Annotated in this window: 20 protein-coding genes; 16 read left to right on the forward strand and 4 right to left on the reverse strand. The window is 71.4% G+C overall.

Annotated features, from left to right (window positions below; genetic code table 11):
• The first annotated feature begins 323 nt into the window (after nucleotides 1-323).
• From ACGH7X_RS28265 to ACGH7X_RS28290, 6 genes are all read left to right on the forward strand, one after another.
• Nucleotides 324-2,009, forward strand: coding sequence for an extracellular solute-binding protein (locus ACGH7X_RS28265; protein ID WP_399889772.1), 1,686 nt, complete (start codon nucleotides 324-326; stop codon nucleotides 2,007-2,009).
• A 27-nt stretch (nucleotides 2,010-2,036) separates the two neighbouring features.
• Nucleotides 2,037-3,074 carry an ABC transporter permease gene (locus tag ACGH7X_RS28270; protein WP_399889775.1) on the forward strand — a complete coding sequence of 346 codons (1,038 nt, stop codon included), beginning with the start codon at nucleotides 2,037-2,039 and terminating at the stop codon, nucleotides 3,072-3,074.
• Between the two features lie 23 nt (nucleotides 3,075-3,097).
• The gene (locus ACGH7X_RS28275) at nucleotides 3,098-4,024 is read left to right on the forward strand and encodes a carbohydrate ABC transporter permease (protein WP_399889778.1); all 927 of its coding nucleotides are present in this window, start codon (nucleotides 3,098-3,100) and stop codon (nucleotides 4,022-4,024) included.
• Complete coding sequence (locus ACGH7X_RS28280) at nucleotides 4,024-6,015, forward strand: beta-galactosidase (RefSeq protein ID WP_399889781.1); 1,992 nt, start codon at nucleotides 4,024-4,026, stop codon at nucleotides 6,013-6,015. Before ACGH7X_RS28275 ends, ACGH7X_RS28280 begins: the two co-directional genes overlap by 1 nt.
• A 266-nt stretch (nucleotides 6,016-6,281) precedes the next feature.
• Entirely contained in the window at nucleotides 6,282-8,510 is a 2,229-nt protein-coding gene (locus ACGH7X_RS28285; RefSeq protein WP_399897398.1) for a glycosyl hydrolase family 95 catalytic domain-containing protein, read from the forward strand.
• 38 nt (nucleotides 8,511-8,548) lie between these two features.
• A complete protein-coding gene (locus ACGH7X_RS28290) occupies nucleotides 8,549-9,268 on the forward strand; it encodes a hypothetical protein (protein WP_399889784.1) in 720 nt (239 codons plus the stop codon).
• Between the two features lie 59 nt (nucleotides 9,269-9,327).
• Here the strand turns inward: ACGH7X_RS28290 and ACGH7X_RS28295 are convergent, their stop codons facing one another.
• Nucleotides 9,328-10,341 (reverse strand): LacI family DNA-binding transcriptional regulator, encoded by a 1,014-nt coding sequence (locus tag ACGH7X_RS28295; protein WP_399889787.1) that lies wholly within the window; start codon nucleotides 10,339-10,341, stop codon nucleotides 9,328-9,330.
• A 291-nt stretch (nucleotides 10,342-10,632) separates the two neighbouring features.
• Here ACGH7X_RS28295 and ACGH7X_RS28300 point away from each other — a divergent pair, with 291 nt between their 5' ends.
• The 7 genes from ACGH7X_RS28300 to ACGH7X_RS28330 all read left to right on the forward strand — a co-directional run bounded on the left by ACGH7X_RS28300 (nucleotide 10,633) and on the right by ACGH7X_RS28330 (nucleotide 19,944).
• On the forward strand, nucleotides 10,633-12,579 hold the full coding sequence (locus ACGH7X_RS28300) for an acyl-CoA dehydrogenase family protein (protein WP_399889790.1): 1,947 nt from the start codon (nucleotides 10,633-10,635) through the stop codon (nucleotides 12,577-12,579).
• A gap of 130 nt (nucleotides 12,580-12,709) precedes the next feature.
• Nucleotides 12,710-13,966, forward strand: coding sequence for a 1-deoxy-D-xylulose-5-phosphate reductoisomerase (gene dxr / locus ACGH7X_RS28305; RefSeq protein ID WP_399889793.1), 1,257 nt, complete (start codon nucleotides 12,710-12,712; stop codon nucleotides 13,964-13,966).
• Between the two features lie 8 nt (nucleotides 13,967-13,974).
• A complete protein-coding gene (locus ACGH7X_RS28310; protein ID WP_399897401.1) occupies nucleotides 13,975-15,267 on the forward strand; it encodes a M50 family metallopeptidase in 1,293 nt (430 codons plus the stop codon).
• A 217-nt stretch (nucleotides 15,268-15,484) separates the two neighbouring features.
• Entirely contained in the window at nucleotides 15,485-16,642 is a 1,158-nt protein-coding gene (gene ispG / locus ACGH7X_RS28315; RefSeq protein ID WP_399889795.1) for a flavodoxin-dependent (E)-4-hydroxy-3-methylbut-2-enyl-diphosphate synthase, read from the forward strand.
• A gap of 100 nt (nucleotides 16,643-16,742) precedes the next feature.
• Entirely contained in the window at nucleotides 16,743-17,591 is an 849-nt protein-coding gene (locus ACGH7X_RS28320; protein WP_399889798.1) for a GNAT family N-acetyltransferase, read from the forward strand.
• Nucleotides 17,592-17,621: 30 nt separating this feature from the next.
• Complete coding sequence (locus ACGH7X_RS28325) at nucleotides 17,622-18,167, forward strand: GNAT family N-acetyltransferase (protein ID WP_399889801.1); 546 nt, start codon at nucleotides 17,622-17,624, stop codon at nucleotides 18,165-18,167.
• Nucleotides 18,168-18,240: 73 nt separating this feature from the next.
• Entirely contained in the window at nucleotides 18,241-19,944 is a 1,704-nt protein-coding gene (locus ACGH7X_RS28330; protein WP_399889804.1) for a proline--tRNA ligase, read from the forward strand.
• Between the two features lie 449 nt (nucleotides 19,945-20,393).
• Here ACGH7X_RS28330 and ACGH7X_RS28335 read toward each other — a convergent pair whose 3' ends face one another.
• The 3 genes from ACGH7X_RS28335 to ACGH7X_RS28345 are packed head-to-tail and all read right to left on the reverse strand — an operon-like array spanning nucleotide 20,394 to nucleotide 22,421.
• Nucleotides 20,394-21,296 carry an aminoglycoside phosphotransferase family protein gene (locus tag ACGH7X_RS28335; RefSeq protein WP_399889807.1) on the reverse strand — a complete coding sequence of 301 codons (903 nt, stop codon included), beginning with the start codon at nucleotides 21,294-21,296 and terminating at the stop codon, nucleotides 20,394-20,396.
• Nucleotides 21,297-21,335: 39 nt separating this feature from the next.
• Complete coding sequence (locus ACGH7X_RS28340) at nucleotides 21,336-21,872, reverse strand: ferritin-like domain-containing protein (protein ID WP_399889810.1); 537 nt, start codon at nucleotides 21,870-21,872, stop codon at nucleotides 21,336-21,338.
• Nucleotides 21,873-21,875: 3 nt separating this feature from the next.
• Nucleotides 21,876-22,421, reverse strand: coding sequence for a hypothetical protein (locus ACGH7X_RS28345; RefSeq protein ID WP_399889812.1), 546 nt, complete (start codon nucleotides 22,419-22,421; stop codon nucleotides 21,876-21,878).
• 228 nt (nucleotides 22,422-22,649) lie between these two features.
• Here ACGH7X_RS28345 and rimP point away from each other — a divergent pair, with 228 nt between their 5' ends.
• The 3 genes from rimP (at nucleotide 22,650) to ACGH7X_RS28360 (ending at nucleotide 24,640) form a co-directional block, all read left to right on the forward strand.
• The gene (gene rimP, locus ACGH7X_RS28350) at nucleotides 22,650-23,195 is read left to right on the forward strand and encodes a ribosome maturation factor RimP (RefSeq protein WP_399889815.1); all 546 of its coding nucleotides are present in this window, start codon (nucleotides 22,650-22,652) and stop codon (nucleotides 23,193-23,195) included.
• A gap of 2 nt (nucleotides 23,196-23,197) precedes the next feature.
• The gene (nusA, locus tag ACGH7X_RS28355; protein ID WP_399889818.1) at nucleotides 23,198-24,256 is read left to right on the forward strand and encodes a transcription termination factor NusA; all 1,059 of its coding nucleotides are present in this window, start codon (nucleotides 23,198-23,200) and stop codon (nucleotides 24,254-24,256) included.
• A 102-nt stretch (nucleotides 24,257-24,358) separates the two neighbouring features.
• Entirely contained in the window at nucleotides 24,359-24,640 is a 282-nt protein-coding gene (locus ACGH7X_RS28360; protein WP_399889821.1) for a YlxR family protein, read from the forward strand.
• Nucleotides 24,641-24,771: the final 131 nt, after the last annotated feature.

A 24,771-nucleotide genomic window follows, 5' to 3' on the forward strand; every position in this document is an offset into this window, starting at 1 on the left:
GGTGGGTGTCAAGCCACTTGGGCGCACCACCTCCGACTTCTCGTCGCAACCCGGGTGCCACATGAGACGGTTCGGCCGGACCCGTCCACCCGATACCTCGGAGGAATTATGGAATCGGCCCTTGTGCACCCCCAGGCGTTCACTTAACCTCGCAGCAACATCGAAGCGCTTCGACTACGAGGCTCTCACCCGGAAACGCACCTGAGGTGCGACGCGAACCGGGCATTCCTCCGAGGACCGCTTCGGCTCAGCCAGTTCCACTCGAGACACCGCAGCCGACGGCCACCGCCGGGTGTCCTGGTGCGCCACGAAGGGTTGACGCAATGACGCCGAACGCCGCCTCCGGCCCCAGCCGGAGAAAGTTCCTCGCCTCCACGGCGGTCGCCACCGCAGCGGTGGCGGGAGGGATGCCGCTGCTCTCCGCCTGCGGCGGATCCGACGGCGGTTCGCGAGACGGCACCACGTCCGGCAAGGACGCCAAGAAGCTGCTGCCGGCCTACGTCGCCGGCAACGTCGTCACCCCCGACATCCCGAGCAAGAACGGCTCCGCGGTCGGCTTCACCGGCAAGCTCGACCTCGCCGACCTGAAGACCTCGGTGCCCAAGAAGCTCGGCAAGGGCGGCGAGGTCACCATCATGTCGCCGTTCTGGGGATCACCGCCCAAGGAGGACAACGCCTACTACAAGGCGATGAACGACCTCATCGGCGTCGACGTGGTCTGGCAGAACCAGGACGGCAACACCTACGACCAGAAACTCGGCGCGGTCCTCGCCTCCAGCGAGGTGCCCGACGTGGTGGTCGTGCCCGGCTGGAACATGACCGGCAAGATACCCAGCGCCATCATCGGCAAGTTCGCCGACCTCGGCCCGTACCTGTCCGGCGACGCGGTCAAGGAGTACCCGAACCTCGCCGCGATCCCCACCGACGCCTGGCAGCGCTCCATCTTCGGCGGCAAGCTGCTCGGCCTGCCGATGCCGTCCTCGTACGTGTCCGGCATCGTGCCGCTGTACCGGCAGGACGTCTTCGAGAAGGAGGGCTACGAAGTCCCCCGGTCCTGCGACGAGTTCATGGCGCTGGCCAAGGACGCCACCAACGCCAGGGCCAAGCGCTGGGCCTGCCTGGACATGAAGTGGACCGCATTCAACGCCTTCGGTGTGCTCTCCGGCAACGAGAAGTCGCTCGGCTGGAACCAGGTCGACGGCAAGCTGGTCTACCGCGCCGAGACCGACGAGTACCTCGAGGCGCTGGAATGGACGCGCAAGCTGTTCGCCGCCGGGGTCGTGCACCCCGACGCCAAGCTCGGCAAGTCCAACGCCGCCGACCCCGGACCCAAGTTCGCCGCCGGCGAGTTCCTCGTCTACAACCAGGACATCTCCCAGTGGTGGAGCCGCACCGCGGAACAGGCCGTCCAGAATCCCGGGTTCAAGATCTGGGGCATGGACTTCTTCGGGCACGACGGCGGTGAACCCACGCTGTGGGCGCAGAACCCGGCCAGCATCTTCGCCTTCGTCAACAAGAAGGCGTCCAAGTCCGTGATCCGCGACGTGCTGGCCGTCGCCAACGTCACCGCGGCGCCGTACGGGACCAAGGAGTACATGGCCACCAACTACGGCGTCGAGGGCACCCACTACACCGTCAAGGACGGCGTGCCCACCAAGACCGACCAGGGCAACATCGACGTGATGAACGCCTACGTGATGGTGGCGAGCCCCGCGGCGACCATCGCCCACCCGGACTTCCCCGAGGTCGCCAAGGGACAGGTCGAGTGGCAGCAGCGGACGGGCGCCGTCACCAGGAAGCCCACGTTCTACGGCATGCAGATCGTCGAGCCCGCCCGCTACACCAACCTCTCCAACGACTTCGAGCAGCTTGAGGACGACATCGTCCGCGGCCGCAAGAAGGTCGGCGACATGCAGCAGGCCGTCTCGGACTGGAAGAGCAAGGGCGGCGACAAGCTCCGCGACTGGTACAAGAAGCTGCTCGACGAGAACGGCACGGCGGCGGGCTGAGACGGTACCGAGGCAAGGAGAACGGCCGTGTCCCACAGCACGGTGCCTCGGACCAGGGCCGAGGCCGATGCGACGAAGAAGACCCCGGTGGCGTCCGGCGACGCCACCGGCCCCCGCGAAAAGAGGCCGCGAGCCGGGAAGCTGAGCCTGCGGCTGCGGTTTCGGCGGGACCGCGTCCTGCTGCTGATGACGCTGCCGGCCGTCCTGCTGGTGCTGCTCTTCAACTACGTACCGATCCTCGGCAACGTCGTCGCCTTCCAGGAGTACGACCCCTACATCAGCGACAACGGGATCGTCTCCATCCTGCACAGTCCCTGGGTGGGCCTGGAGAACTTCCAGCGGATCTTCGAGGACTCCGCCTTCTGGAACTCGGTGCGCAACACTCTCGTGCTGTTCCTGCTCCAGCTGGTGCTGTACTTCCCGATCCCCGTCGGGCTCGCGCTGCTCATCAACAGTGTGGTCCGGCCCCGGGTACGGGCGATCTCGCAGGCCATCCTCTATCTGCCGCACTTCTTCTCGTGGGTGCTGGTGATCGCCGTCTTCCAGCAGCTGTTCGGCGGGGCCGGGCTGCTGTCCCAGCTGCTGCGCGACCACGGGTACGACGGGCTCAGCCTCATGACCGACCCGGACACCTTCAAGTTCCTGGTCACCGCGCAGAGCGTGTGGAAGGACGCGGGCTGGGGGATCATCGTCTTCCTCGCCGCGCTCGCCTCGGTCAGCCCCGACCTGTACGAGGCCGCCGCGATGGACGGCGCGAACCGCTGGCGCCGCATGTGGCACGTCACGCTGCCCGCGCTGCGCCCGGTGATCGCCCTGCTGCTGGTGCTGCGCGTCGGCGACGCCCTCACCGTCGGCTTCGAACAGATCCTGTTGCAACGCGACGCCGTCGGACCTGGAGCCGCGGAGGTCCTCGACACCTTCGTGTGGTGGAACGGCGTACGCAACCAGGACTTCGGCTACGCGGCCGCCGCGGGGCTGGTCAAGGGCGTCATCAGTCTCGGCCTGGTCCTGGTAGCGAACAAGGTGGCCCACCTCATGGGCGAGCAGGGGGTGTACAAGAAGTGACCGCCGTCCAAGAAGCGAGCGCCGTGACCGACAAGGCCGCACGCGGGCCCGGCCGGTGGGCGGCCCCGCCCCGGCCGGTGTGGGAGGAGCGGCCCAGCCGGGCCGGCCTCGCCGGCAAGGGACTGGTACTGCTCCTGGCCTGCCTGGGGATCCTGTTCCCGCTGTGGATCGTCGTCGTCACCAGCCTCGCCTCGCGCAAGTCCATCGACGAGGCCGGCGGCCTGGTGATGATCCCCAAGGACATCACCTTCGTCGCCTACCAGGAGTTGCTCAGCGGCGGCCAGGTCACCCGCGCCGCACTGGTCAGCATCGGCGTCACCCTCGTCGGCACCCTGTTCTCGATGGCGGTGTCCGTGCTGTGCGCCTACGGACTGTCCCGCACCGGCTCGCTCGGCCACCGCTGGATCCTCATGGTGCTGCTGGCCACGATGTTCTTCAGCGCGGGCCTCATCCCCACGTACCTGCTGGTGCAGTCCCTGGGCCTGACCGACAGCTACCTCGCGCTGATCCTGCCCAGCGCGATCAGCGTCTTCAACATCCTGGTGCTGCGCGGCTTCTTCATGGGCATCTCGCCGGAGCTGATCGACAGCGCCCGCATCGACGGCGCGGGCGACCTGCGCATCCTGTGGCAGATCGTGCTGCCGCTGTCCCGCGCGGTCGTCGCGGTCATCACGCTGTTCTACGCCGTCGGCTACTGGAGCGCCTGGTTCAACGCCTCCCTGTACCTCAACGACCAGGACATGCTGCCCCTGCAGAACGTCATGATCCAGCTCGTGCAGAAGCAGGAGGCTCCCGTCGGCCTCGGCCAGGCGATCAAGACCGGTGAACTGTCCGGACTGGCCGTGCAGATGGCGGTGATGGTCATGGCGCTGCTGCCGGTGGCCGTGCTGTCGCCCTTCGTCCAGCGCCACTTCAAGAAGGGCATGCTCACCGGGGCGGTGAAGGGCTGATGCGACACCGTGGACAGCCGAACCTCACGGACGCCACCCGCCGGCGCATCCTCTACGGCGGCGACTACAACCCCGAGCAGTGGCCCGAGGAGACCTGGCCCGAGGACGTCCGCCTGATGCGGGCGGCCGGCGTCAACTCCGTCACCCTCGGCGTCTTCTCCTGGGCGACGCTCGAACCACGCCCCGGCGTACACGACTTCTTGTGGCTCGACCGCCTCATGGACCTGCTGCACGAGGGCGGCATCGGCGTCGTCCTCGCCACCCCCACCGCCTCGCCCCCGCCCTGGCTGGGGCACCTGCACCCCGACACCCTGCCCCGCGACGCGGACGGCCGCACCGAGTGGTGGGGCGGCCGGCAGCACTTCTCGCACTCCAGCGCCACCTACCGCCGCCACGCCGCCGCCGTCACCGAGGCCCTCGCCGCCCGCTACGCGAGCCACCCCGCCCTGACCATGTGGCACATCAACAACGAGTACTGCACCTACGACTACGGCGACGAGGCCGCCACCCGCTTCCGCCGCTGGCTCCGGGACCGGTACGGCACCCTCGACGCCCTCAACACCGCCTGGGGCACCGCCTTCTGGAGCCAGGGCTACGGCGACTGGGCGGAGGTCGCGCCACCCCGCCACGCCCACTACCTGAAGAACCCCACCCAGGCCCTGGACTTCCGCCGCTTCACCTCCGACATGCTCCTGGAGTGCTACACCGCCGAGCGCGACATCGTCCGCCGCCACACCCCGCACCTCCCGGTCACCACCAACTTCATGCCCCTGTGGTCCGGCCAGGACGCCTGGCGCTGGGCCGAGGAGGAGGACGTCGTCTCGGTCGACCTCTACCCCGACCCCCGCGACCCGTTCGGCGCCCAGGAAGGCGCCCTGGTCCAGGACATGACCCGTTCCCAGGCACGCGGCCCATGGATGCTCATGGAACAGGCGGCCGGGCCCGTCAACTGGCGCGGCGTGAACCACCCCAAGCCACGCGGCCTGAACCGCCTGTGGTCCCTCCAGGCCGTGGCGCGCGGCGCCGACGCCGTCTGCTACTTCCAGTGGCGCCAGTCGCGGCAGGGCGCCGAGAAGTTCCACTCTGGGATGGTCTCCCACGCGGGGGAGGAGGGCCGCACCTACCAGGAGGTCAGACAACTCGGCGCCGACCTCGCGAAGCTGGGCCCGCACGTGGCGGAGAGCACGATCACCGCCGACATCGCCGTCCTGCACGACTGGCACTCCTGGTGGGCCGGCGACCAGGACGCCCGCCCCTCCCACCGCTTCGACCACGCCGACGTCCTGCGCGCCTGGCACCGCGCGCTGTGGCGGGCCCACCTCACCACCGACTTCGCCCACCCGGACCACGACCTCACCTCGTACAAGGCCGTCGTCGTCCCCCAGCTCTACGCGCTCACGGACGCCGCGATCGACAGGCTCCTCGCCTACGTCCACGGCGGCGGCACCCTCGTCTGCGGCTTCCTCACCGGCGTCGCCGACATGGACGACCGCGTCAGACCCGGCGGCATGGACGCCCGGCTGCGCGACCTGTTCGGCATCCGCACCCTGCACGAGTGGTGGCCGCTGGAGACGGACGAGCGCGCCGACTGCGACGGCTTCCGGGGCACCCTGTGGTCGGAGGAGATCGAGCCCGACGGCACCGCCGCCGAGACGATCCCCTACAAGGGCGGCGAGCTGGACGGACTTCCCGCCGTCCTGCGCAAGGGCCGCGCCTGGTACCTCTCGACCCTCCCCGAGCCGGAGGCGCTGCGCGACCTGCTCGCCCGCGTCGCCGCCGGGGCGGGCGCCCGTCCGGTGCTCGACGGACTCCCGGACGACGTCGAGGCCGTACGCCGCGGCGACCTGCTGTTCCTCCTGCACCACGGCCGCGACCCCGTCACCGTCGACGTCCCGGGCACCCACCGCGACCTACTGACCGACACGAGCGTCACCGACCGCGTCACCCTCGCCCGTTACGGCGTGGCGGTCCTCACGGAGCGGGACTCATGAGCGATACGCCCGTGGCCGATAGGCGTGTGACCGGTGCGTCCGTGGCCGGTGTGCCCATGCCCGGCGCGTCTGTGGCTGGTGTGCCTGTGCCCGGTGTGCCTGTGATCGGTGCGTCCGTGGCTGGTGCGTCCGTGGCTGGTGCGTCTGTGCCCGGTGTGCCTGTGATCGGTGCGTCCGTGCCCGGTGTGCCCGTGTCCAGTGCGTCCGTGGCCGGTGTGCCCGTGCCCGGAGCGTCCGTGGCCCGTGCGCCCATGACCGGCGGGCGCATGACCGGCGGACCCGTGCACGGCACCTGGGAACCCGAGCCCGCCACCCGCTGGGAGGACGCCTTCCTGACCGGCAACGGTCACCACGGCGCTCTGGTGTTCGGCGATCCGAACGCCGACCGGGTGATCGTCACCCACCACACCCTGGTCCGTCCGGACGGCGACGACGGGCACCGCCGGCCGCCCGCGCTCGCCGCGGAACTCCCCGCCCTCCAGGACCGTCTGCTGGCCGGCGACACCACCGCGGCCGAGGCCTTCACCGACGGCCGCCCCCTGCAATGGGTACGCCCGTTCCACCCGGCCTTCCAGCTCCGCCTGAACCGGCCGTCCGGCAACACCCACGCCCCCTACCGCCGCTCCGTCGACTTCACCACCGGCGAGACGACGGCCACCTGCTCCACCTGGACCAGCCGGGTCTTCGTCTCCCGCGCCGACGACGTGATCGTCCAGCACGTCACCGCCCCGGACCTCACCCTCGACCTGTCCCTCGACGCCCGCCTGCCCGGCGCCCCCGCCGGACTGGGCGTCGGCCACGGCACCGTCCTCACCCCCGAGGGCGCCCTGCTCAGCCTGCGGGCCCGCTACCCCGGCAGCGACCTGGCCTACACCGGCGTCACCCTGATCGCCGTCACCGGCGGCACCACGAGACTCGTGCCGCCCGGCGTACTCGTCGAGGGCGCCACGGAGGTGCTGCTCCTCACCCGCGTGCGCCGGCACACCGGCGACCTGGACGTGGTCGCCGAGAGCCGCGCCCTGCGAGACCTCCGAGGCCTGCACGACCTGCGCGACCTGCCGGACGGGCCGACATACGACGCCCTCCTCGACCGGCATCTCGCGCGCCACCGCACCGCCTACGACCGCGTCACCCTCGACCTCGCCGCCGACCCCGCCGAACGCCTGCTGCCGGGCTCGGAACTGCTCGACCGCCCCACCAGCGCGGCCCTCCTGGAACGGCTCTTCGCCGCCGGGCGCTACCACCTGCTCTCGGCGAGCGGCCTGTTCCCGCCCCGCCTGACCGGCCTGTGGACCGGCGACTGGAACACCGCCTGGTCAGGTGCCTTCACCACCAACGCCAACCTGAACCTCCAGACCGCCTCCGCGGCGGCGGCCGCCCTCCCCGAGGTCACCGAGGCCCACGCCGCCCTGGTCCACCGGCAGTTCCCGCACTGGCGGGACAACGCCCGCGCGATCTTCGGCGCCCGGGGCGTCGTCGCGCCCTCGCACACCGACGGCGAGTCCGGGCACACGTACCACTTCAGCCGGGAGTACCCGCTGCACCTGTGGACGGCCGGCGCCGACTGGCTGCTCAAGCCCCTAGTCGACCACGACGAGACCCGCGGCGCCCGCGACCCCCGCACCACCGCCGCACTGGCCGAAGTCGCCCTGTTCTACGAGGACTTCCTCACCCGCACCGACCCGGACGGACATCTGGTGGTCGTCCCCTCGTACTCGCCCGAGAACCGTCCCGCCAACGCCGGCTGGGGCACGCTCGACGCGGCCATGGACCTCTCCGCCGCCCGGCACGCCCTGCTGACCGCCGCCGACCACCACCCCGAGCACGCCGACCGCTGGCGCGCCCTCGCCGACCGCGTCCGCCCGCACCGGATCAACGCCGACGGCGCCCTCGCGGAGTGGGCGTGGCCCGGCCTCGAGGACACCTACGACCACCGCCACCTCAGCCACCTCTACGGCGTCTGGCCGCTCGACGAGATCACCCCGTACGACACCCCCGACCTCGCCCGGGCCGCCCACCGCGCCCTCGCACGGCGCGGCGCCGAGAACGACTCCGCCCACGGCCACCTCCACCACGCCCTGATCGCGGCCCGGCTCCGGGACGGCGGCCGGGTCGCCGACGCCCTCGCCCAGGTGCTCGGCGGCGACTTCTTCCACGCGTCCCTGATGAGCGCGCACTACCCCCACCGCGACGTCTACAACGCCGACGCCGCACACGCCCTCCCGGCCGTCCTGATCGAGATGCTGGTGCAGTCCACCCCCGGCCGCCTCGTCCTGCTGCCCGCCCTCCCCGCGTCCTGCCCACAGGGCGAACTCAGGGGCGTACGCACCCGGTTCGGCGCCGAACTCGACCTCACCTGGACGCCCGACGGCCGCGCGACGGCCCTCCTGCGCCCACGCCGCACCCACCGCGTGGAACTCCGGACCTCCTCCGGCGCCGAGCCGCTCGACCTCGTCGCCGGTCAGGACCGCGTCATCAGCGTCACGACGCGGTAGCACCCGCGCACCTCCCCCCACCCATGGAAGGAAACGCCATGGCACCAAGCACCCGTACACGCACCCGCACCTTGACCGCTCTCCTCGCGCCCGCCCTCGCGCTCGGCGCCACCGTCGGTCTCGCCTCCGCGCCCGCGCAGGCCGCCGTGTGGAACTCCTGCGACCAGTGGGGCAACACGAGCCTGAACGGCTACACCCTCTACAACAACATCTGGGGCTCCGGTGCCGGCAGCCAGTGCGTCTGGGCCAACTCCGGCACCAACTGGGGCGTCTGGGCCGACCACCCGAACACCGGCGGCATCAAGTCCTACCCGAACGCCAAGAAGGTGATCAACAAGCCGATCACGTCCCTCGGCTCGCTCAGCAGCAGCTACAACGTCACGGTCCCCTCGTCCGGCGCCTACAACACGTCGTACGACATCTGGGACACGGACTACGACTACGAGATCATGCTCTGGGTCAACTACAACGGAGCCGTCGGCCCGCTCGGCACCTCGCAGGGAACGGCCACCCTCGGCGGCCACACCTGGAACGTCTACAAGGGGAACAACGGCGCCAACGAGGTCTTCTCGTTCCTGCGCACCTCGGACTCGAACTCCGGCACCGTGAACATCCTCCCGATCCTGAAGTGGATCAAGGACACCAAGGGCTGGATGGGCAACGAGACCATCGGCGACGTGCAGTTCGGCTACGAGATCACCTCGTCCGCCGGCGGTCTGGACTTCCAAACCAACAACCTGACGGTCAGCGGCGGCTGACCCACCGCGCCGCACGGCCCACGGGCCGGCCCCACTCACCCGGGACCGGCCTCGGGCCTCTACGACCGGACGGGCGCCGGTCCCGAACTGGCCCGGACGGTCAGCTCCGGCGCGAGCAGCACGACCTCGTCGCTCCCGCGGCCGCCGAGCTTGGCGACCAGCTGCTCCACGGCGTGCCGGCCCATCTCGTGCGCCGGCACGGCGACCGAGGTGAGCCGCACCGAGGCCTGGGTGGCGACCTGCTCGGGACAGACCGCGACCACCGACACGTCCTCGGGCACGGCCCGGCCCTGCTGGCGCAGCAGGGCGAGCAGCGGCTCGACCGCCGACTCGTTCTGGACGACGAACCCCGTGGTGTCCGGACGCTCGTCGAAGAGGCGGGCGAGCGTCGCGGCCATCGCGTCGTACCCGCCCTCGCAGGGCCGGTGCAGCAGCCGCAGCTCCAACTCCCGCGCGCGGGTGCGCAGCCCGTCGAGGGTGCGCTCGGCGAAGCCGGTGTGCCGTTCGTAGACCGCGGGAGCCTCGCCGATGACGGCGATGTCGCGGTGCCCCAGCTTCGCCAGATGCTCCACGCACAGTGCCCCGGTCGCCCGGAAGTCCAAGTCGACGCAGGTGAGGCCGGTGGTGTCGGCGGGCAGGCCGATCAGGACGGACGGCTGGTCGGTGCCGCGCAGCAGCGGGAGCCGCTCGTCGTCGAGTTCGACGTCCATGAGGATCATCGCGTCCGCCAGCCCACTGCCGGTGACGCGGCGCACCGCGTCGGGGCCCTCCTCGCCGGTGAGCAGCAGGATGTCGTACCCGTGGGTGCGCGCACTGGTGGCGACCGCGACGGCGATCTCCATCATCACCGGCACGTACATGTCGGTGCGCAGCGGGATCATCAGCGCGATGATGTTCGACCTGCTGCTGGCCAGGGCGCGGGCGCCGGCGTTCGGGTGGTAGCCGAGCTTCCGGATGCTCTCCTCGACCCGCTGCCGGGTGGTGGTGGAGATGGACCGCTTGCCGCTGAGGACATAGCTCACCGTGCTGGCCGAGACTCCGGCGTGCTGGGCGACCTCGGCGAGGGTGACCATCCAGCTCTCCAAGCTTGTGAAGCGCTTCGACAGCGCGCGGGGCGGACAACGGCGGGTGAGGGTGGTCCGACAGTAACCCCAGCGGGGGTGGGTGTCCATAGGCCGTCGAAGCGCTTCGATTGCCTTGGCTTCCGCCTGTCCCCCTTCCCGTCTCCCCACCGCGGTATCGGCCGAACGGCCGCACGAAGGGTGGCTGGGTCGCCCGGGATCGGGTACATACGATCGGGTAGCACCGACTAGTAACGTACATCCGCTTGTTCGTGCAGGATGAATCGTGGCGAGGTGAGCCTCATGTCCGCACCAACCACCCCCTCCTCCCGTCCCACCGTCACCGAACGTGAGGCCCGACAGGTCGCGGAGGCGGCCCGGGAACAGGACTGGCGTAAACCCAGCTTCGCCAAGGAACTGTTCCTCGGCCGGTTCCGCCTCGACCTCATCCACCCCCACCCGCTCCCCGCCGCCGAGGACGTCCAGCGCGGCGAGGAGTTCCTCGCCAAACTGCGCGACTTCTGCGAGACGAAGATCGACGGGGCCGTGATCGAGCGCGACGCGCGCATCCCCGACGAGGTGATCACGGGGCTGAAGGAGCTGGGCGCCTTCGGCATGAAGATCGACACGAAGTACGGCGGCCTCGGCCTGACCCAGGTCTACTACAACAAGGCCCTCGCCCTGGTCGGATCCGCGAACCCCGCGATCGGCGCGCTGCTCTCCGCCCACCAGTCGATCGGCGTACCGCAGCCGCTGAAGATGTTCGGCACCCAGGAGCAGAAGGACACGTTCCTGCCGCGCTGCGCCCGCACCGACATCTCGGCGTTCCTGCTGACCGAACCGGACGTCGGCTCCGACCCGGCGCGCCTGGCCACCACCGCGGTGCCGGACGGGGAGGACTACGTCCTCGACGGGGTGAAGCTGTGGACGACCAACGGCGTCGTCGCCGACCTCCTGGTCGTCATGGCCCGCGTCCCGAAGTCCGAGGAGCGCAAGGGCGGCATCACCGCCTTCGTCGTGGAGGCCGACTCCGAGGGCATCACGGTCGAGAACCGCAACGCCTTCATGGGCCTGCGCGGCCTGGAGAACGGCGTCACCCGTTTCCACCGGGTGCGCGTCCCGGCCGCCAACCGCATCGGCCCCGAGGGCGCCGGCCTCAAGATCGCCCTGACCACCCTCAACACCGGCCGCCTCTCGCTGCCCGCCATGTGCGTCGGCGCCGGCAAGTGGTGCCTGAAGATCGCCCGCGAGTGGTCCGCGGTGCGCGAGCAGTGGGGCAAGCCGGTCGCGCTGCACGAGGCCGTCGGCTCCAAGATCTCCTTCATCGCGGCGACGACCTTCGCCCTGGAGGCGGTCCTGGACCTGTCCTCCCAGATGGCCGACGAGGACCGCAACGACATCCGCATCGAGGCCGCCCTCGCCAAGCTCTACGGCTCCGAGATGGCCTGCCTGATGGCCGACGAACTGGTCCAGATCCGCGGCGGCCGCGGCTTCGAGACCGCGGCCTCCCTCGAGGCCCGGGGCGAGCGCGCGGTCCCGGCCGAGCAGATCCTGCGCGACCTGCGCATCAACCGCATCTTCGAGGGCTCCACCGAGATCATGCACCTGCTGATCGCGCGCGAGGCCGTCGACGCCCACCTCTCGGTCGCCGGCGACCTGATCGACCCCGACAAGACCCTGTCCGACAAGGCGAAGGCGGGCGCGCAGGCCGGCGTCTTCTACGCCAAGTGGCTGCCGAAACTCGTCGCCGGACCGGGGCAACTCCCGCGCTCCTACGCCGACTTCCACCCGTCCGGCCACCCCCACCTGTCCGGGCACCTGCGCTACGTCGAACGCACCGCCCGCAAACTCGCCCGCTCCACCTTCTACGCCATGTCCCGCTGGCAGGGCCGGATGGAGACCAAGCAGGGCTTCCTGGGCCGGATCGTCGACATCGGCGCGGAGCTGTTCGCGATGAGCGCCGCGTGCGTGCGCGCCGAGCACCTGCGCGCCAGGGACGACCACGGCCGCGAGGCCTATCAGCTCGCCGACGCCTTCTGCCGCCAGGCCCGCATCCGCGTCGAGGAACTCTTCGGCCGGCTGTGGACCAACACCGACGACGTCGACCGCAAGGTCGTCAAGGGCGTGCTGGGCGGCGCGTACGAGTGGCTGGAACAGGGCGTCGTCGACCCGTCCGGCGACGGCCCCTGGATCGCGGACGCGACACCGGGACCGGCGCAGCGGGAGAACGTGCGCCGTCGCATCGGCTGAGCCCCGGGGCGGCCCGGACGGACCCGGATCGCCCCGTAGGCGCGCCGCTCCACGCGCGGGTGACCCGCCCCGACACCCGAGCGAGGGACGCGCTGTCCTCCCGGAGGGCCGTTGCGGCCACAATGGTGGGATGAGCGACAGTCCAGCCCCACTCGCCGACCCCCACCTCGTCTACGACCCGGTGGCGGGCGACGGCCCGAAGGACGTGGTGATCCTCGGGTCCACCGGGTCGATCGGGACCCAGGCCATCGACCTCGTGCTGCGCAACCCGGACCGCTTCCGGGTCACCGCCCTGTCCGCCAACGGCAGCCGGGTCGCCCTCCTCGCCGACCAGGCGCACCGGCTGAGGGCGCGGACCGTCGCCGTCGCCCGCGAGGACGTCGTACCGGCGCTGCGGGAAGCGCTGAGCGACCGGTACGGCACGGGGGAGCCGCTCCCCGAGATCCTCGCCGGACCGGACGCGGCCACCCGGCTCGCCGCCTCCGACTGCCACACCGTGCTCAACGGCATCACCGGCTCCATCGGCCTCGCCCCGACGCTCGCCGCCCTGGAGGCGGGCCGCACCCTCGCGCTCGCCAACAAGGAGTCGCTCATCGTCGGCGGCCCGCTGGTCAAGGCGCTGGCCAAGCCCGGCCAGATCATCCCGGTCGACTCCGAGCACGCCGCGCTCTTCCAGGCGCTGGCCGCCGGCATCCGCGCCGACGTCCGCAAGCTCGTCGTCACCGCGTCCGGCGGCCCGTTCCGGGGACGTACGAAGGAGCAGTTGGCGGGCGTCACCGTCGAGGACGCCCTCGCCCACCCCACCTGGGCCATGGGCCCGGTGATCACGATCAACTCCGCCACCCTCGTCAACAAGGGCCTGGAGGTGATCGAGGCCCACCTGCTCTACGACATTCCCTTCGACCGCATTGAGGTGGTCGTGCACCCGCAGTCGTATGTCCACTCGATGGTTGAGTACACGGACGGATCGACACTGGCCCACGCGACGCCCCCCGACATGGGCGGGCCGATCGCCGTCGGCCTCGGCTGGCCCGAACGCGTCCCCGACGCCGCGCCTTCCTTCGACTGGAGCAAGGCCTCGACCTGGGAGTTCTTCCCGCTCGACAACGAGGCCTTCCCCTCGGTGAACCTGGCCAGGCACGTGGGACAGCTCGCGGGCACGGCCCCGGCGGTGTTCAATGCCGCCAATGAGGAGTGTGTCGAGGCGTTCCGCCGCGGCGCGCTGCCGTTTCTCGGGATCATGGAGACCGTCACGCGGGTGGTCGAGGAGCACGGCACTCCCCGTACGGGAACCTCGCTCACCGTCGCGGACGTCCTCGAAGCGGAGACCTGGGCGCGCGCCCGGGCCCGGCAACTGGCGGCACAGACGGCGGAGGCCCGTGCATGACGACCCTGATGTTCATCCTCGGCATAGTCCTTTTCGCCGTCGGCCTGCTGTTCTCCATCGCCTGGCACGAACTGGGCCACCTGTCCACGGCCAAGATGTTCGGCATCCGGGTGCCGCAGTACATGGTGGGCTTCGGGCCGACGATCTTCTCGAAGAAGAAGGGCGACACCGAGTACGGCGTCAAGGCCATCCCCTTCGGCGGCTACATCCGCATGATCGGCATGTTCCCGCCCGGCCCCGACGGCCGCCTGGAGGCCCGCTCCACCTCACCCTGGCGCGGCATGATCGAGGACGCCCGCTCGGCCGCCTTCGAGGAACTCCAGCCCGGTGACGACAAGCGCCTGTTCTACACGCGCAAGCCGTGGAAACGGGTCATCGTGATGTTCGCGGGCCCGTTCATGAACCTCGTCCTCGCGGTGGTGCTCTTCCTCACCGTCCTGATGGGCTTCGGCATCTCGCAGCAGACCACCACCGTCAGCTCCGTCTCCCAGTGCGTCATCTCGCAGACCGAGAACCGCGACGACTGCACCAAGTCCGACCCGGCCTCCCCGGCGGCCGCGGCGGGCCTGAGGGCCGGCGACAAGATCCTCGCCTTCGACGGCGTACGCACCGACGAGTGGGACAAGCTCTCCGACCTGATCCGTGCCAACCCCGGCGAGGACGTGCCGGTCGTCGTCGAGCGCAAGGGCGAGGAGGTCACCCTCCAGGCGACCATCGCCACCAACAAGGTCGCCAAGAAGGACTCCAACGGCCAGATCGTCGAGGGCGAGTACGTCACCGCCGGCTTCCTCGGGTTCAGCGCCGCCACCGGCGTCGTGAAGCAGGACTTCGGCCAGTCCGTGACCTGGATGGGCGACCGGATCGGCGACGCCGTCGACTCCCTCGCCGCCCTGCCCGCCAAGATCCCCGCCCTGTGGGACGCCGCCTTCGGCGACGGACCCCGCGAGGCGGACTCCCCGATGGGCGTCGTCGGCGCCGCCCGCGTCGGCGGCGAGATCGCCACCCTGGACATCCCGCCCACCCAGCAGCTCGCCATGTTCGTGATGCTGGTGGGCGGCTTCAACCTCTCCCTGTTCCTCTTCAACATGCTCCCGCTGCTGCCGCTCGACGGCGGCCACGTCGCGGGCGCTCTGTGGGAGTCGCTGCGCCGCGCCGCGGCCAGGGTGCTGCGCAGGCCCGACCCCGGGCCCTTCGACGTGGCGAAGCTGATGCCGGTGGCCTACGTGGTGGCGGGCGTCTTCGTCTGCTTCACGCTGCTGGTGCTGGTGGCGGACCTCGTCAACCCGGTGCGGATCACCTGACGGCCGCACGGCCGGGACGATCCGGTGCGAAGCCCGATCCGGAGAGCATGTCCGCCCGGACCGGGCTTCACTCCGGTCGCCCGGCAGATGGACGCCAAAGGATGCATCTCCCGCACGCGGTGTGCCCGGCGTTCATGTCCGTGCCGTAATCTCGGATGCCGGAGCCCGCCGCTGAACGGGGCCGGACCTTGATCCACGACTTGGGGTTGCACAGCAGATGACTGCGATTTCTCTCGGCATGCCGGACGTTCCGACCAGGCTCGCGGAGCGCCGCAAGAGCCGGCAGATCCAGGTCGGGCCCGTGGCGGTGGGCGGTGACGCGCCCGTGTCGGTGCAGTCCATGACCACGACCCGTACCTCCGACATCGGCGCCACGCTCCAGCAGATCGCCGAGCTGACGGCGTCCGGCTGCCAGATCGTCCGCGTGGCGTGCCCCACACAGGACGACGCCGACGCCCTTGCCGTGATCGCCAAGAAGTCCCAGATCCCGGTGATCGCCGACATCCACTTCCAGCCCAAGTACGTCTTCGCCGCCATCGAGGCGGGCTGCGCCGCGGTCCGGGTGAACCCGGGCAACATCAAGCAGTTCGACGACAAGGTCAGGGAGATCGCCAAGGCGGCCAAGGACCACGGCACGCCCATCCGCATCGGCGTGAACGCGGGCTCCCTCGACCGCCGCCTGCTCCAGAAGTACGGCAAGGCGACCCCCGAAGCACTGGCGGAGTCGGCCCTGTGGGAGGCGTCGCTCTTCGAGGAGCACGACTTCCGGGACATCAAGATCTCGGTCAAGCACAACGACCCGGTCGTCATGGTCGAGGCCTACCGGCAGCTCGCCGCCCAGTGCGACTACCCCCTCCACCTCGGCGTCACCGAGGCCGGCCCCGCCTTCCAGGGCACGATCAAGTCGGCCGTCGCCTTCGGCGCCCTGCTCTCCCAGGGCATCGGCGACACCATCCGCGTCTCGCTCAGCGCGCCGCCCGTCGAGGAGATCAAGGTCGGCATCCAGATCCTGGAGTCGCTGAACCTGCGCCAGCGCGGCCTGGAGATCGTCTCCTGCCCCTCCTGCGGGCGGGCCCAGGTCGACGTCTACAAGCTGGCCGAGGAGGTCACCGCCGGCCTCGAGGGCATGGAGGTGCCGCTGCGCGTCGCCGTCATGGGCTGCGTCGTCAACGGCCCCGGCGAGGCCCGAGAGGCCGACCTCGGCGTCGCCTCCGGCAACGGGAAGGGCCAGATCTTCGTCAAGGGCGAGGTCGTCAAGACCGTCCCCGAGTCCAAGATCGTGGAGACCCTCATCGAGGAGGCCATGAAGATCGCCGAGCAGATGGAGGCCGACGGAGTGACCTCCGGCGAGCCCTCGGTGGCCGTCGCGGGCTGACCCGGCCCCGGCTCCTGCCGCGTCGCCCGGAGGGCGGCGCGGCATATTCACGACAGGTACAGTGCGGAGACCAGCAGATCTCAGGGTGAGGCCCCCGCACGTGTTGACGCAGACCACCTCCCGCGTGCTCGAACCGAGCGACCTGGACGCCGCGCTCGCCATCCTCGACCGCGACCCGGTGGCGAACGCCTTCGTCGCCGCCCGGGTACAGATCGCCGGACTCGACCCCTGGCGGCTCGGCGGCGAGATGTGGGGCTGGTACGAGCACGGCATGCTGACCTCGCTGTGCTACGCGGGCGCCAACCTCGTCCCCATCTGCGCCAACCCGCGCGCCGTCCGCGCCTTCGCCGACCGCGCCCGGCGGGCCGGCCGCCGCTGCTCCTCGATCGTCGGCCCCGCCGACCCGACCGCCCAGCTGTGGCGCCTGCTCGAACCGGGCTGGGGCCCGGCCCGCGAGGTCCGCACCCGCCAGCCCCTCATGGTCACCGACCGCATGCCCGGCGACATCGCCCCCGACCCCTACGTCCGCCGCGTCCGCAAGGACGAGATGGAGCGGATCATGCCGGCCTGCGTGGCGATGTTCACCGAGGAGGTCGGCATCTCCCCGATGGCAGGCGACGGCGGCCTGCTCTACCAGGCCCGGGTCGCCGAACTCGTCGGCTCCGGCCGCTCCTTCGCCCGCTTCGACGCCGACGGCCGGGTCGTCTTCAAGGCCGAGATCGGCGCCGCCACCGACCGCGCCTGCCAGATCCAGGGAGTGTGGGTGGCCCCCGAGTACCGGGGCAAGGGCCTGGCGGCACCCGGCATGGCGGCGGTCCTGCGCTACGCCCTGACGGACGTCGCCCCGGTGGCGAGCCTGTACGTCAACGACTTCAACACCGCGGCGCGACGGACGTACCTTCGCGTGGGGTTCCAAGAGGTCGGCGCCTTCATGAGCGTGCTGTTCTGACCCCTGTGGAAGGCCTGTAGGCTCCCCGCCATGGACCTCGTGATCGGCCCGCTGGACCTCTCCGCGCACGTGGACGAGGCCCTGGCCGTCCAAGCCGCCGCGTTCGGCCTCGGCCCCGACGAGGTGGCCGTCCGCCGTCAGATCGTCCTGCGCCACATGACCCACCCCGGCGCCAGAGCCCTCGGCGCCACCGTCGGCGGCGCCCTCGTCGGCTTCGTCTACGGCATGCCCAACGACCGCACCCACTGGTGGTCCACCGTCGTCGAGCCCTACCTCCGCGCCCAGGGCACCGACCGCTGGCTCGACGACTCCTTCGTGATCACGGAACTCCACGTCCACCCGGCCCACCAGAACCGCGGCGCGGGCCGCGCCCTGATCACCACGATCACCGACGCCGCCACCGAGCCCCGCTCGATCCTCTCCGCGATCGACACCGAGAGCCCCGCCCGCGGCCTCTACCGCTCCCTCGGCTACCAGGACCTGGCCCGCCGCGTCCTCTTCCCCAGCGCACCCAAGCCCTACGCGGTGATGGGCGCCACGCTCCCCCTGCGCAGGCGGGCCCCGGCCGGTCGATAACCGATTTCCACCGCACCGGACCACCCGGCTAACCTCCTAGCACCACCCTTACGCAGCAGGAGACACGAGAACCATGGCCAACGCACCGGTCCAGCGCATGTCGAAGTTGATGGCGAAGACGCTGCGCGACGACCCGGCGGACGCCGAGGTCCTCAGCCACAAGCTGCTGGTCCGCGCCGGCTACGTGCGCCGCACCGCCGCCGGCCTGTGGAGCTGGCTGCCGCTCGGCAAGAAGGTCCTCGGCAACATCGAGCGCATCGTCCGCGAGGAGATGGACGCCATCGGCGCCCAGGAGGTCCAGCTCCCCGCCCTGCTGCCGCGCGAGCCGTACGAGGCCACCGGCCGCTGGCAGGAGTACGGCCCCGAGCTGTTCCGCCTCCAGGACCGCAAGGGCGGTGACTACCTCCTCGGCCCCACCCACGAGGAGATCTTCACGCTCCTGGTCAAGGACCAGGCATCGTCCTACAAGGACCTGCCGGTCATCCTCTACCAGATCCAGAACAAGTACCGCGACGAGGCCCGCCCCCGGGCCGGCATCCTGCGCGGCCGCGAGTTCCTCATGAAGGACTCCTACTCCTTCGACGTCGCCGACGAGGGCCTGGCCGAGTCCTACGCCCTGCACCGCGCCGCCTACCAGCGCATCTTCGAGCGCCTCGGCCTCGACTACCGCATCTGCGCGGCCACCGCCGGCGCGATGGGCGGCTCGAAGTCCGAGGAGTTCCTGGCCCCCGCGGAGGCCGGCGAGGACACCTTCGCCGACTGCCCGAACTGCGACTTCGCCGCCAACACGGAGGCGGTCGCCCACACCCTCAAGCCGGTGGACGCGACGAACGCACCCGCCGCCGAGGACATCCCGACCCCCGACACCCCCACCATCGAGACCCTGGCCGCCTCCCTCGGCGTAGAGGCCTCCGCCACCCTCAAGAACCTCCTCGTCAAGGTGGACGGCGAGATCGTCGCCGTGGGCGTCCCCGGCGACCGCGAGGTCGACCTGGACAAGGTCGAGGCGCACTTCGCCCCGGCCGCCGTCGAGCTGGTCACCGCCGAGGACTTCGTCGGCCGCCCCGACCTGGTCCGCGGCTACGTCGGCCCGCAGGGCCTGGGCGACAAGGTGAAGTACATCGCCGACCCGCGCGTGGCGCCGGGCACGGCGTGGATCACGGGCGCCAACAAGGAGCACACGCACGCCAAGAACGTGGTGGCGGGCCGCGACTTCGAGGTCGACGCCTACGTGGACGTGGTGGTCGTCCGCGAGGGCGACCCCTGCCCGAACTGCGGCACCGGCCTCAAGCTGGACCGCGCCATCGAGATCGGCCACATCTTCCAGCTGGGCCGCAAGTACGCCGACGCCCTCAAGCTCGACGTCCTCGGCCAGAACGGCAAGCCGGCCCGTGTGACGATGGGCTCCTACGGCATCGGCGTCTCCCGCGCCGTCGCGGCCCTCGCCGAGCAGCACGCCGACGACAAGGGCCTCGTCTGGTCCAAGGAGGTCGCCCCCGCCGACGTCCACGTGGTCGCCGCCGGCAAGGCCCTCCAGACCGAGCTGGCCCTCGAGGTCTCCGACAAGCTGGCCGCGGCGGGCGTCCGCGTCCTGGTCGACGACCGCGCGGGCGTCTCTCCGGGCGTGAAGTTCACCGACGCCGAACTCATCGGCGTCCCGCAGATCCTGGTCGCGGGCCGCCGCTCCGCCGAGGGCGTCGTGGAACTGAAGGACCGCCGCACCGGCGAGCGCGAGGAACTCCCGGTCGAGGAGGCCATCACCCGCCTCACCAACTGACTGCCGCGTCCCTCCCGGCACCCGGCGCGGGTGCGGGCCGTGCCGTGATCCGGTGCTACCCCGGCGCCCCGCGTGGGGGTGGGGACGCGGGACCGGCGCTGGCCGGGTGCCGCCTGCGCCCACCCGTGCCGCCCCAGCGGCACGACTGCCCGCAGATGGGGGGCGGGGGCGACGGCCCGCAGCCACGGGGGCGGGGACGGAAGTGGGGCGGCGGGTTGGCCGCGTGCGGCGGGAAGGGGTCGTGTCGGGGGGTGTCCGCCCGCAGCGGTTGGCGCGTCAACGCGTCGGGCATCTGTGGCCGACCGATTCCGCGCCGTTCCGAGGACGGACACCCCCCGGCGCGGCACCGACTCCCCACCGAACCGAACGCGCTACGCGCACCCCCACCGACCCCGCACAGGCCGCCGCAGGCATCCCCGCCCAACCGCCAGAGGCCCTCGCGCCGGGCCTCACAGCCAGCCCGCGAACTCCAGCAGCAGCTCCGCGTCCTGCTCCCGCCCCACCCGCCGGGCCCGTACGCCCGACTCGACCGCGCGGAACAACGTCCAGCCCCGCAGCCGCTCCTGGTCGACCTCCAGCGACTCCGCGAGCCGCTTGATCCGCCGCCGGGTCGTCGAGGCGCCCGACGGCTGGGCGATGAGGTCCTCCACCCGGTCCCGCACCAACCGCGCCAGGTCGAAGGCGCTCTCGCCGACCACCGGGTCGGGACCCACCGCCAGCCACGGCATCCGGTCCCCGGCAAGCACCTTGCTCTGCCGGAACGTGCCATGCAGCAGCCGCCCCTCGGGCGGTGCGGCCAGCAGCTCCGTACGCGCCGCGAGCGCCGCGTCGACCAACGGCGCCACCTCGGAGTCGGCCGCTCCCGCCCGCATGGCCTCGGCCTGCCGCCCGGTCCGTTCGGCCACGGTCTCGAAGGGATGCCCGGCGGGCGGCTCCACCCACAGCCGCCGCAACGTGCCCGCGGCCTCCAGCAACGCCTTCGCCTCCGGCAGCGACCGCACCGACACGTCCGGATGCAGCCGCTCCAGCAGCAGCACACCCTCCGTGTCGGCCCCCGCCCCGTCCAGCAGCTGCACGGCGCCCAGCCCGCCCCAGTGGGCCAGCGCGGCCCGCTCGCTCCGGGGCCGGGCCCGGCGCGGGGCCAGCTTCAGCACCGCGGGCGTCCCCTCGGCCGTCCGCACCAGGACCACCAGGCTGCTGCGCCCGCCGGGCACCTGCACCCGCTCCACCGTCAACTCGCCCAGCGCCACGGCCCGCTCCGCCACTTCGGGCAGCTTCGCCAACCAGTCGTCACCGTCCGGTGCCGTCTCGCCGAGCGCCCTGACCAGACGCCGCGGCGGTTCGAAAACCATGCGCGAGCCGTTCCCTTCCCGTACGGGCAGCCGTACGTGTTACGCGGTCGGTGTCGCCGAAACCGAGCCACTCGGAGCCGAGGCACCCGGAACCGAGCCACTAGGAGCCGAAGCGCCCGGAGCAGAGTCCTGCCCGGACGCCGTACCGGCCCGCTCGGCGAGCCCAGGGAAGGCTACGCTCCCGCCCCGCCAGCGCACCGCGCGGACCGCCGCCTCACGCAGCGCCGCGGCCGCCGAGGCCCGCCGGTCCCCCTCCGCCGCCCGCACCAGGTCGGAGTAGACCCCGGCCACCCGGTCCTCCAACTCGGCCGCCAGCCGCACCGCGGCCACCGAGTCCGGCACGGAGAAGGGGAGCGCGTACCCGGCCGCCGCGGCGACCGGCTCGCCGCCGAGGTCGCGCACCTCGCGCGCCAGCGCGTCCCGCCGCGCCCGGTGCGCGTCGTACGCCGTCCGTGCCTCGGTGCGCCGCTCCTCACCGATCCGCCCGCCGACGACCCCGTAGCCGTACACGGCCGCGTGCTCCGCCGACAGCGCCGCCTGGAGCGCGTCCAGCCGCCGGCCCTCCGTCTCGCTCACCCGTCACCCTCCGTCAGCAGACAGCAGATACACGTGGGCCGCACCGGCCGCCGCCACCGAGGCGAACAGTCGCGCCGACTCACCCGGCACCTCGAGCAGCACGCCCGCGCGCCGGTCCGCCAGCTTCCGCTCGGCGCCGGCGAGCAGGGCCAGGGCGTCCTTCTCGGCCGCCGGTACCGCACCGGAGTCGTCCGCGGGCCCGGCGGCCCGCGCGGACACCGACGGCGACACCGACACCGACGCCTTCGGCGAGGCGGCACGCACGGCGCCGAAGGCCTCCGCGTGCCGTACGACCTCCGCCCGCAGCGGCCGCAGCCGCTCCGCCAGCCCGGGATGCGCGGCGATCACCGCCGCGTACCGCTCGGCCAGTTCCTCGCTGTCCCGGGCCGCACGCGCGCGTGCCCGGTCGGCTGCCGACGGATCGGCCCCCGTGCCCCCGGAGTCCGAACCGCCGGAACAGCCGACGAGCAGGGCGGCCCCGGCGGCCGACGCGAACAGGCTCCTTCTGCGCGGCCCGGAGCGCGGGCCCGGCGATGGGGAAAACGACACGGCAGACGTCCTCGACAGGCTCGTACGGAAGCGACGGCAAAGCGACGGGCGACGCGGCGGGAACCCGCGTGCGGCCTGCCCGTGATCACGGTACCCGTGCCCCGGCCGGGCACCACTCATCGGCACCGCCGGACCGGGGTGGACGGCAACACCCCCCGCGACCGGATACCCTTTGACCTGACACGCGACCCATCCCACAACAGCACACGCGGCCGAGGAGTCACCCGGATGAGCCCCACCCAGAGCGAGAGGCTGCGAGAGCTGCTCGAGCCCCTCGTCGCCTCCCAGGGACTGGACCTCGAAGAGCTCGCGGTGGACTCGGTCGGCCGCAAGCGTGTGCTGCGGGTGGTCGTCGACTCCGACACCGGTGCGGACCTGGACCGGATCGCCGATGTGAGCCGCGCGCTCTCGGCGAAGCTCGACGAGAGCGACGCGATGGGCGAGGGGGAGTACACCCTCGAGGTCGGCACCCCGGGCGCGGAGCGCTCCCTCACCGAACACCGCCACTACGTGCGCGCCACGGACCGCCTCGTGCGGTTCCAGCTGCACGAGGGAGGCGAACTGGTCGCCCGCATCCTCGCCGTGGACGAGGACGGACTCGACCTCGAAGTGCCCGGAGTCAAGGGCCGCAAGCCCACCGCCCGCAGACTCTCCTTCGGCGACATCGACAAGGCGCGCGTCCAGGTCGAGTTCAACCGCAAGGACTCCAAGAACAGCGACAACGGCGACAACAGCGACAACAGCGACGACACGACGAAAGAGGAGGAGGCGTAGCCGTGGACATCGACATGAGCGCCCTGCGGGGCTTGGTACGGGAGAAGGAGATCTCCTTCGACCTGCTGGTCGAAGCGATCGAGTCGGCCCTCCTCATCGCCTATCACCGCACCGAGGGAAGCCGCCGGCACGCGCGCGTGGAGCTCAACCGGAACACCGGGCATGTGACCGTGTGGGCGAAGGAGGACCCCGACGACCTCGAGGAGGGCCAGGCGGCCCGCGAGTTCGACGACACCCCGTCCGACTTCGGCCGTATCGCCGCCACCACCGCCAAGCAGGTCATCCTGCAGCGGCTGCGCGACGCCGAGGACGACGCGACGCTCGGCGAGTACGCCGGCCGTGAGGGCGACATCGTCACCGGCGTGGTCCAGCAGGGTCGCGACCCGAAGAACGTGCTGGTCGACATCGGCAAGCTGGAGGCCATCCTGCCGGTGCAGGAGCAGGTGCCGGGCGAGACCTACCCGCACGGCATGCGGCTGCGTTCCTACGTCGTCCGCGTGGCCAAGGGCGTGCGCGGTCCGTCGGTGACGCTGTCCCGTACGCACCCCAACCTGGTGAAGAAGCTGTTCGCCCTCGAGGTGCCGGAGATCGCCGACGGGTCCGTCGAGATCTCCGCGATCGCCCGCGAGGCCGGCCACCGCACCAAGATCGCCGTGCGCTCGACCCGCTCGGGCCTGAACGCCAAGGGTGCCTGCATCGGCCCCATGGGCGGCCGGGTACGCAATGTCATGGGCGAGCTGAACGGCGAGAAGATCGACATCGTCGACTGGTCGGACGACCCGGCCGAGATGGTGGCGAACGCGCTCTCCCCGGCCCGCGTCTCCAAGGTGGAGGTCGTGGACCTGGCGGCCCGCTCCGCACGCGTGATCGTGCCCGACTACCAGTTGTCGCTGGCGATCGGCAAGGAAGGCCAGAACGCCCGGCTGGCGGCCCGGCTGACCGGCTGGCGCATCGACATCCGCCCGGACACCGAGCAGCCGTCCGACCAGTCCTCCGAGCGGCCCTCCGACCGGCCGTCCGAGCGGTCGTCCGACCGTCCGTCCGGCGGGCACGGGGAATAGATCCAAGCCGCACGCCGCTGAGATCACGACAGCTTTGCGTGCGGCACGTGTTCGATTCTTGCCCCGAAGGGGTGAGGTCGGTCCGGGGAGGTAGACTTAGAAGTGTCTGGCCGGACACGTACTCGAGCATGCCCCGAGCGCACCTGCGTGGGGTGCCGGGAGCGAGCGGTCAAGAGCGAGCTGCTGCGCACCGTGGTGGTCGAGGGTCATTGCACCCCTGATCCACGCGGTACGCTGCCCGGCCGGGGTGCGTACGTACATCCCGCACCGGTCTGTGTCGACCAGGCAGTGCGCCGCAAGGCGTTTCCGCGGGCGCTCCGCGTCCCGGGCCCGCTCGACGTAAAGGCGTTGCGCCACTACGTCGAGCAGACACAAGGTTGCTGAAAGCAGCATGTAAGCAACGTGGTAAGGAAGACATGCCGCGCGGAACGCCGTGCGGCCTGGTACCTCGCGAGTCGAAAGCAGGTCGAGATTGCGATGAGCACTCGATGAGTACGCGATGAGTACGCCCATGA

This window comes from Streptomyces sp. BBFR51, assembly GCF_044591655.1.
Classification (GTDB): domain Bacteria; phylum Actinomycetota; class Actinomycetes; order Streptomycetales; family Streptomycetaceae; genus Streptomyces.

Coding starts and splice junctions, on each gene's coding strand:
- ACGH7X_RS28265 (WP_399889772.1), top strand. CDS start 324: ATGACGCCGAACGCCGCCTCCGGCCCCAGCCGGAGAAAGTTCCTCGCC.
- ACGH7X_RS28280 (WP_399889781.1), top strand. CDS start 4,024: ATGCGACACCGTGGACAGCCGAACCTCACGGACGCCACCCGCCGGCGC.
- ACGH7X_RS28285 (WP_399897398.1), top strand. CDS start 6,282: ATGACCGGCGGACCCGTGCACGGCACCTGGGAACCCGAGCCCGCCACC.
- ACGH7X_RS28290 (WP_399889784.1), top strand. CDS start 8,549: ATGGCACCAAGCACCCGTACACGCACCCGCACCTTGACCGCTCTCCTC.
- ACGH7X_RS28295 (WP_399889787.1), bottom strand. CDS start 10,341: ATGGTCACCCTCGCCGAGGTCGCCCAGCACGCCGGAGTCTCGGCCAGC.
- ACGH7X_RS28300 (WP_399889790.1), top strand. CDS start 10,633: ATGTCCGCACCAACCACCCCCTCCTCCCGTCCCACCGTCACCGAACGT.
- dxr (WP_399889793.1), top strand. CDS start 12,710: ATGAGCGACAGTCCAGCCCCACTCGCCGACCCCCACCTCGTCTACGAC.
- ACGH7X_RS28310 (WP_399897401.1), top strand. CDS start 13,975: ATGTTCATCCTCGGCATAGTCCTTTTCGCCGTCGGCCTGCTGTTCTCC.
- ispG (WP_399889795.1), top strand. CDS start 15,485: ATGACTGCGATTTCTCTCGGCATGCCGGACGTTCCGACCAGGCTCGCG.
- ACGH7X_RS28325 (WP_399889801.1), top strand. CDS start 17,622: ATGGACCTCGTGATCGGCCCGCTGGACCTCTCCGCGCACGTGGACGAG.
- ACGH7X_RS28330 (WP_399889804.1), top strand. CDS start 18,241: ATGGCCAACGCACCGGTCCAGCGCATGTCGAAGTTGATGGCGAAGACG.
- ACGH7X_RS28335 (WP_399889807.1), bottom strand. CDS start 21,296: ATGGTTTTCGAACCGCCGCGGCGTCTGGTCAGGGCGCTCGGCGAGACG.
- rimP (WP_399889815.1), top strand. CDS start 22,650: ATGAGCCCCACCCAGAGCGAGAGGCTGCGAGAGCTGCTCGAGCCCCTC.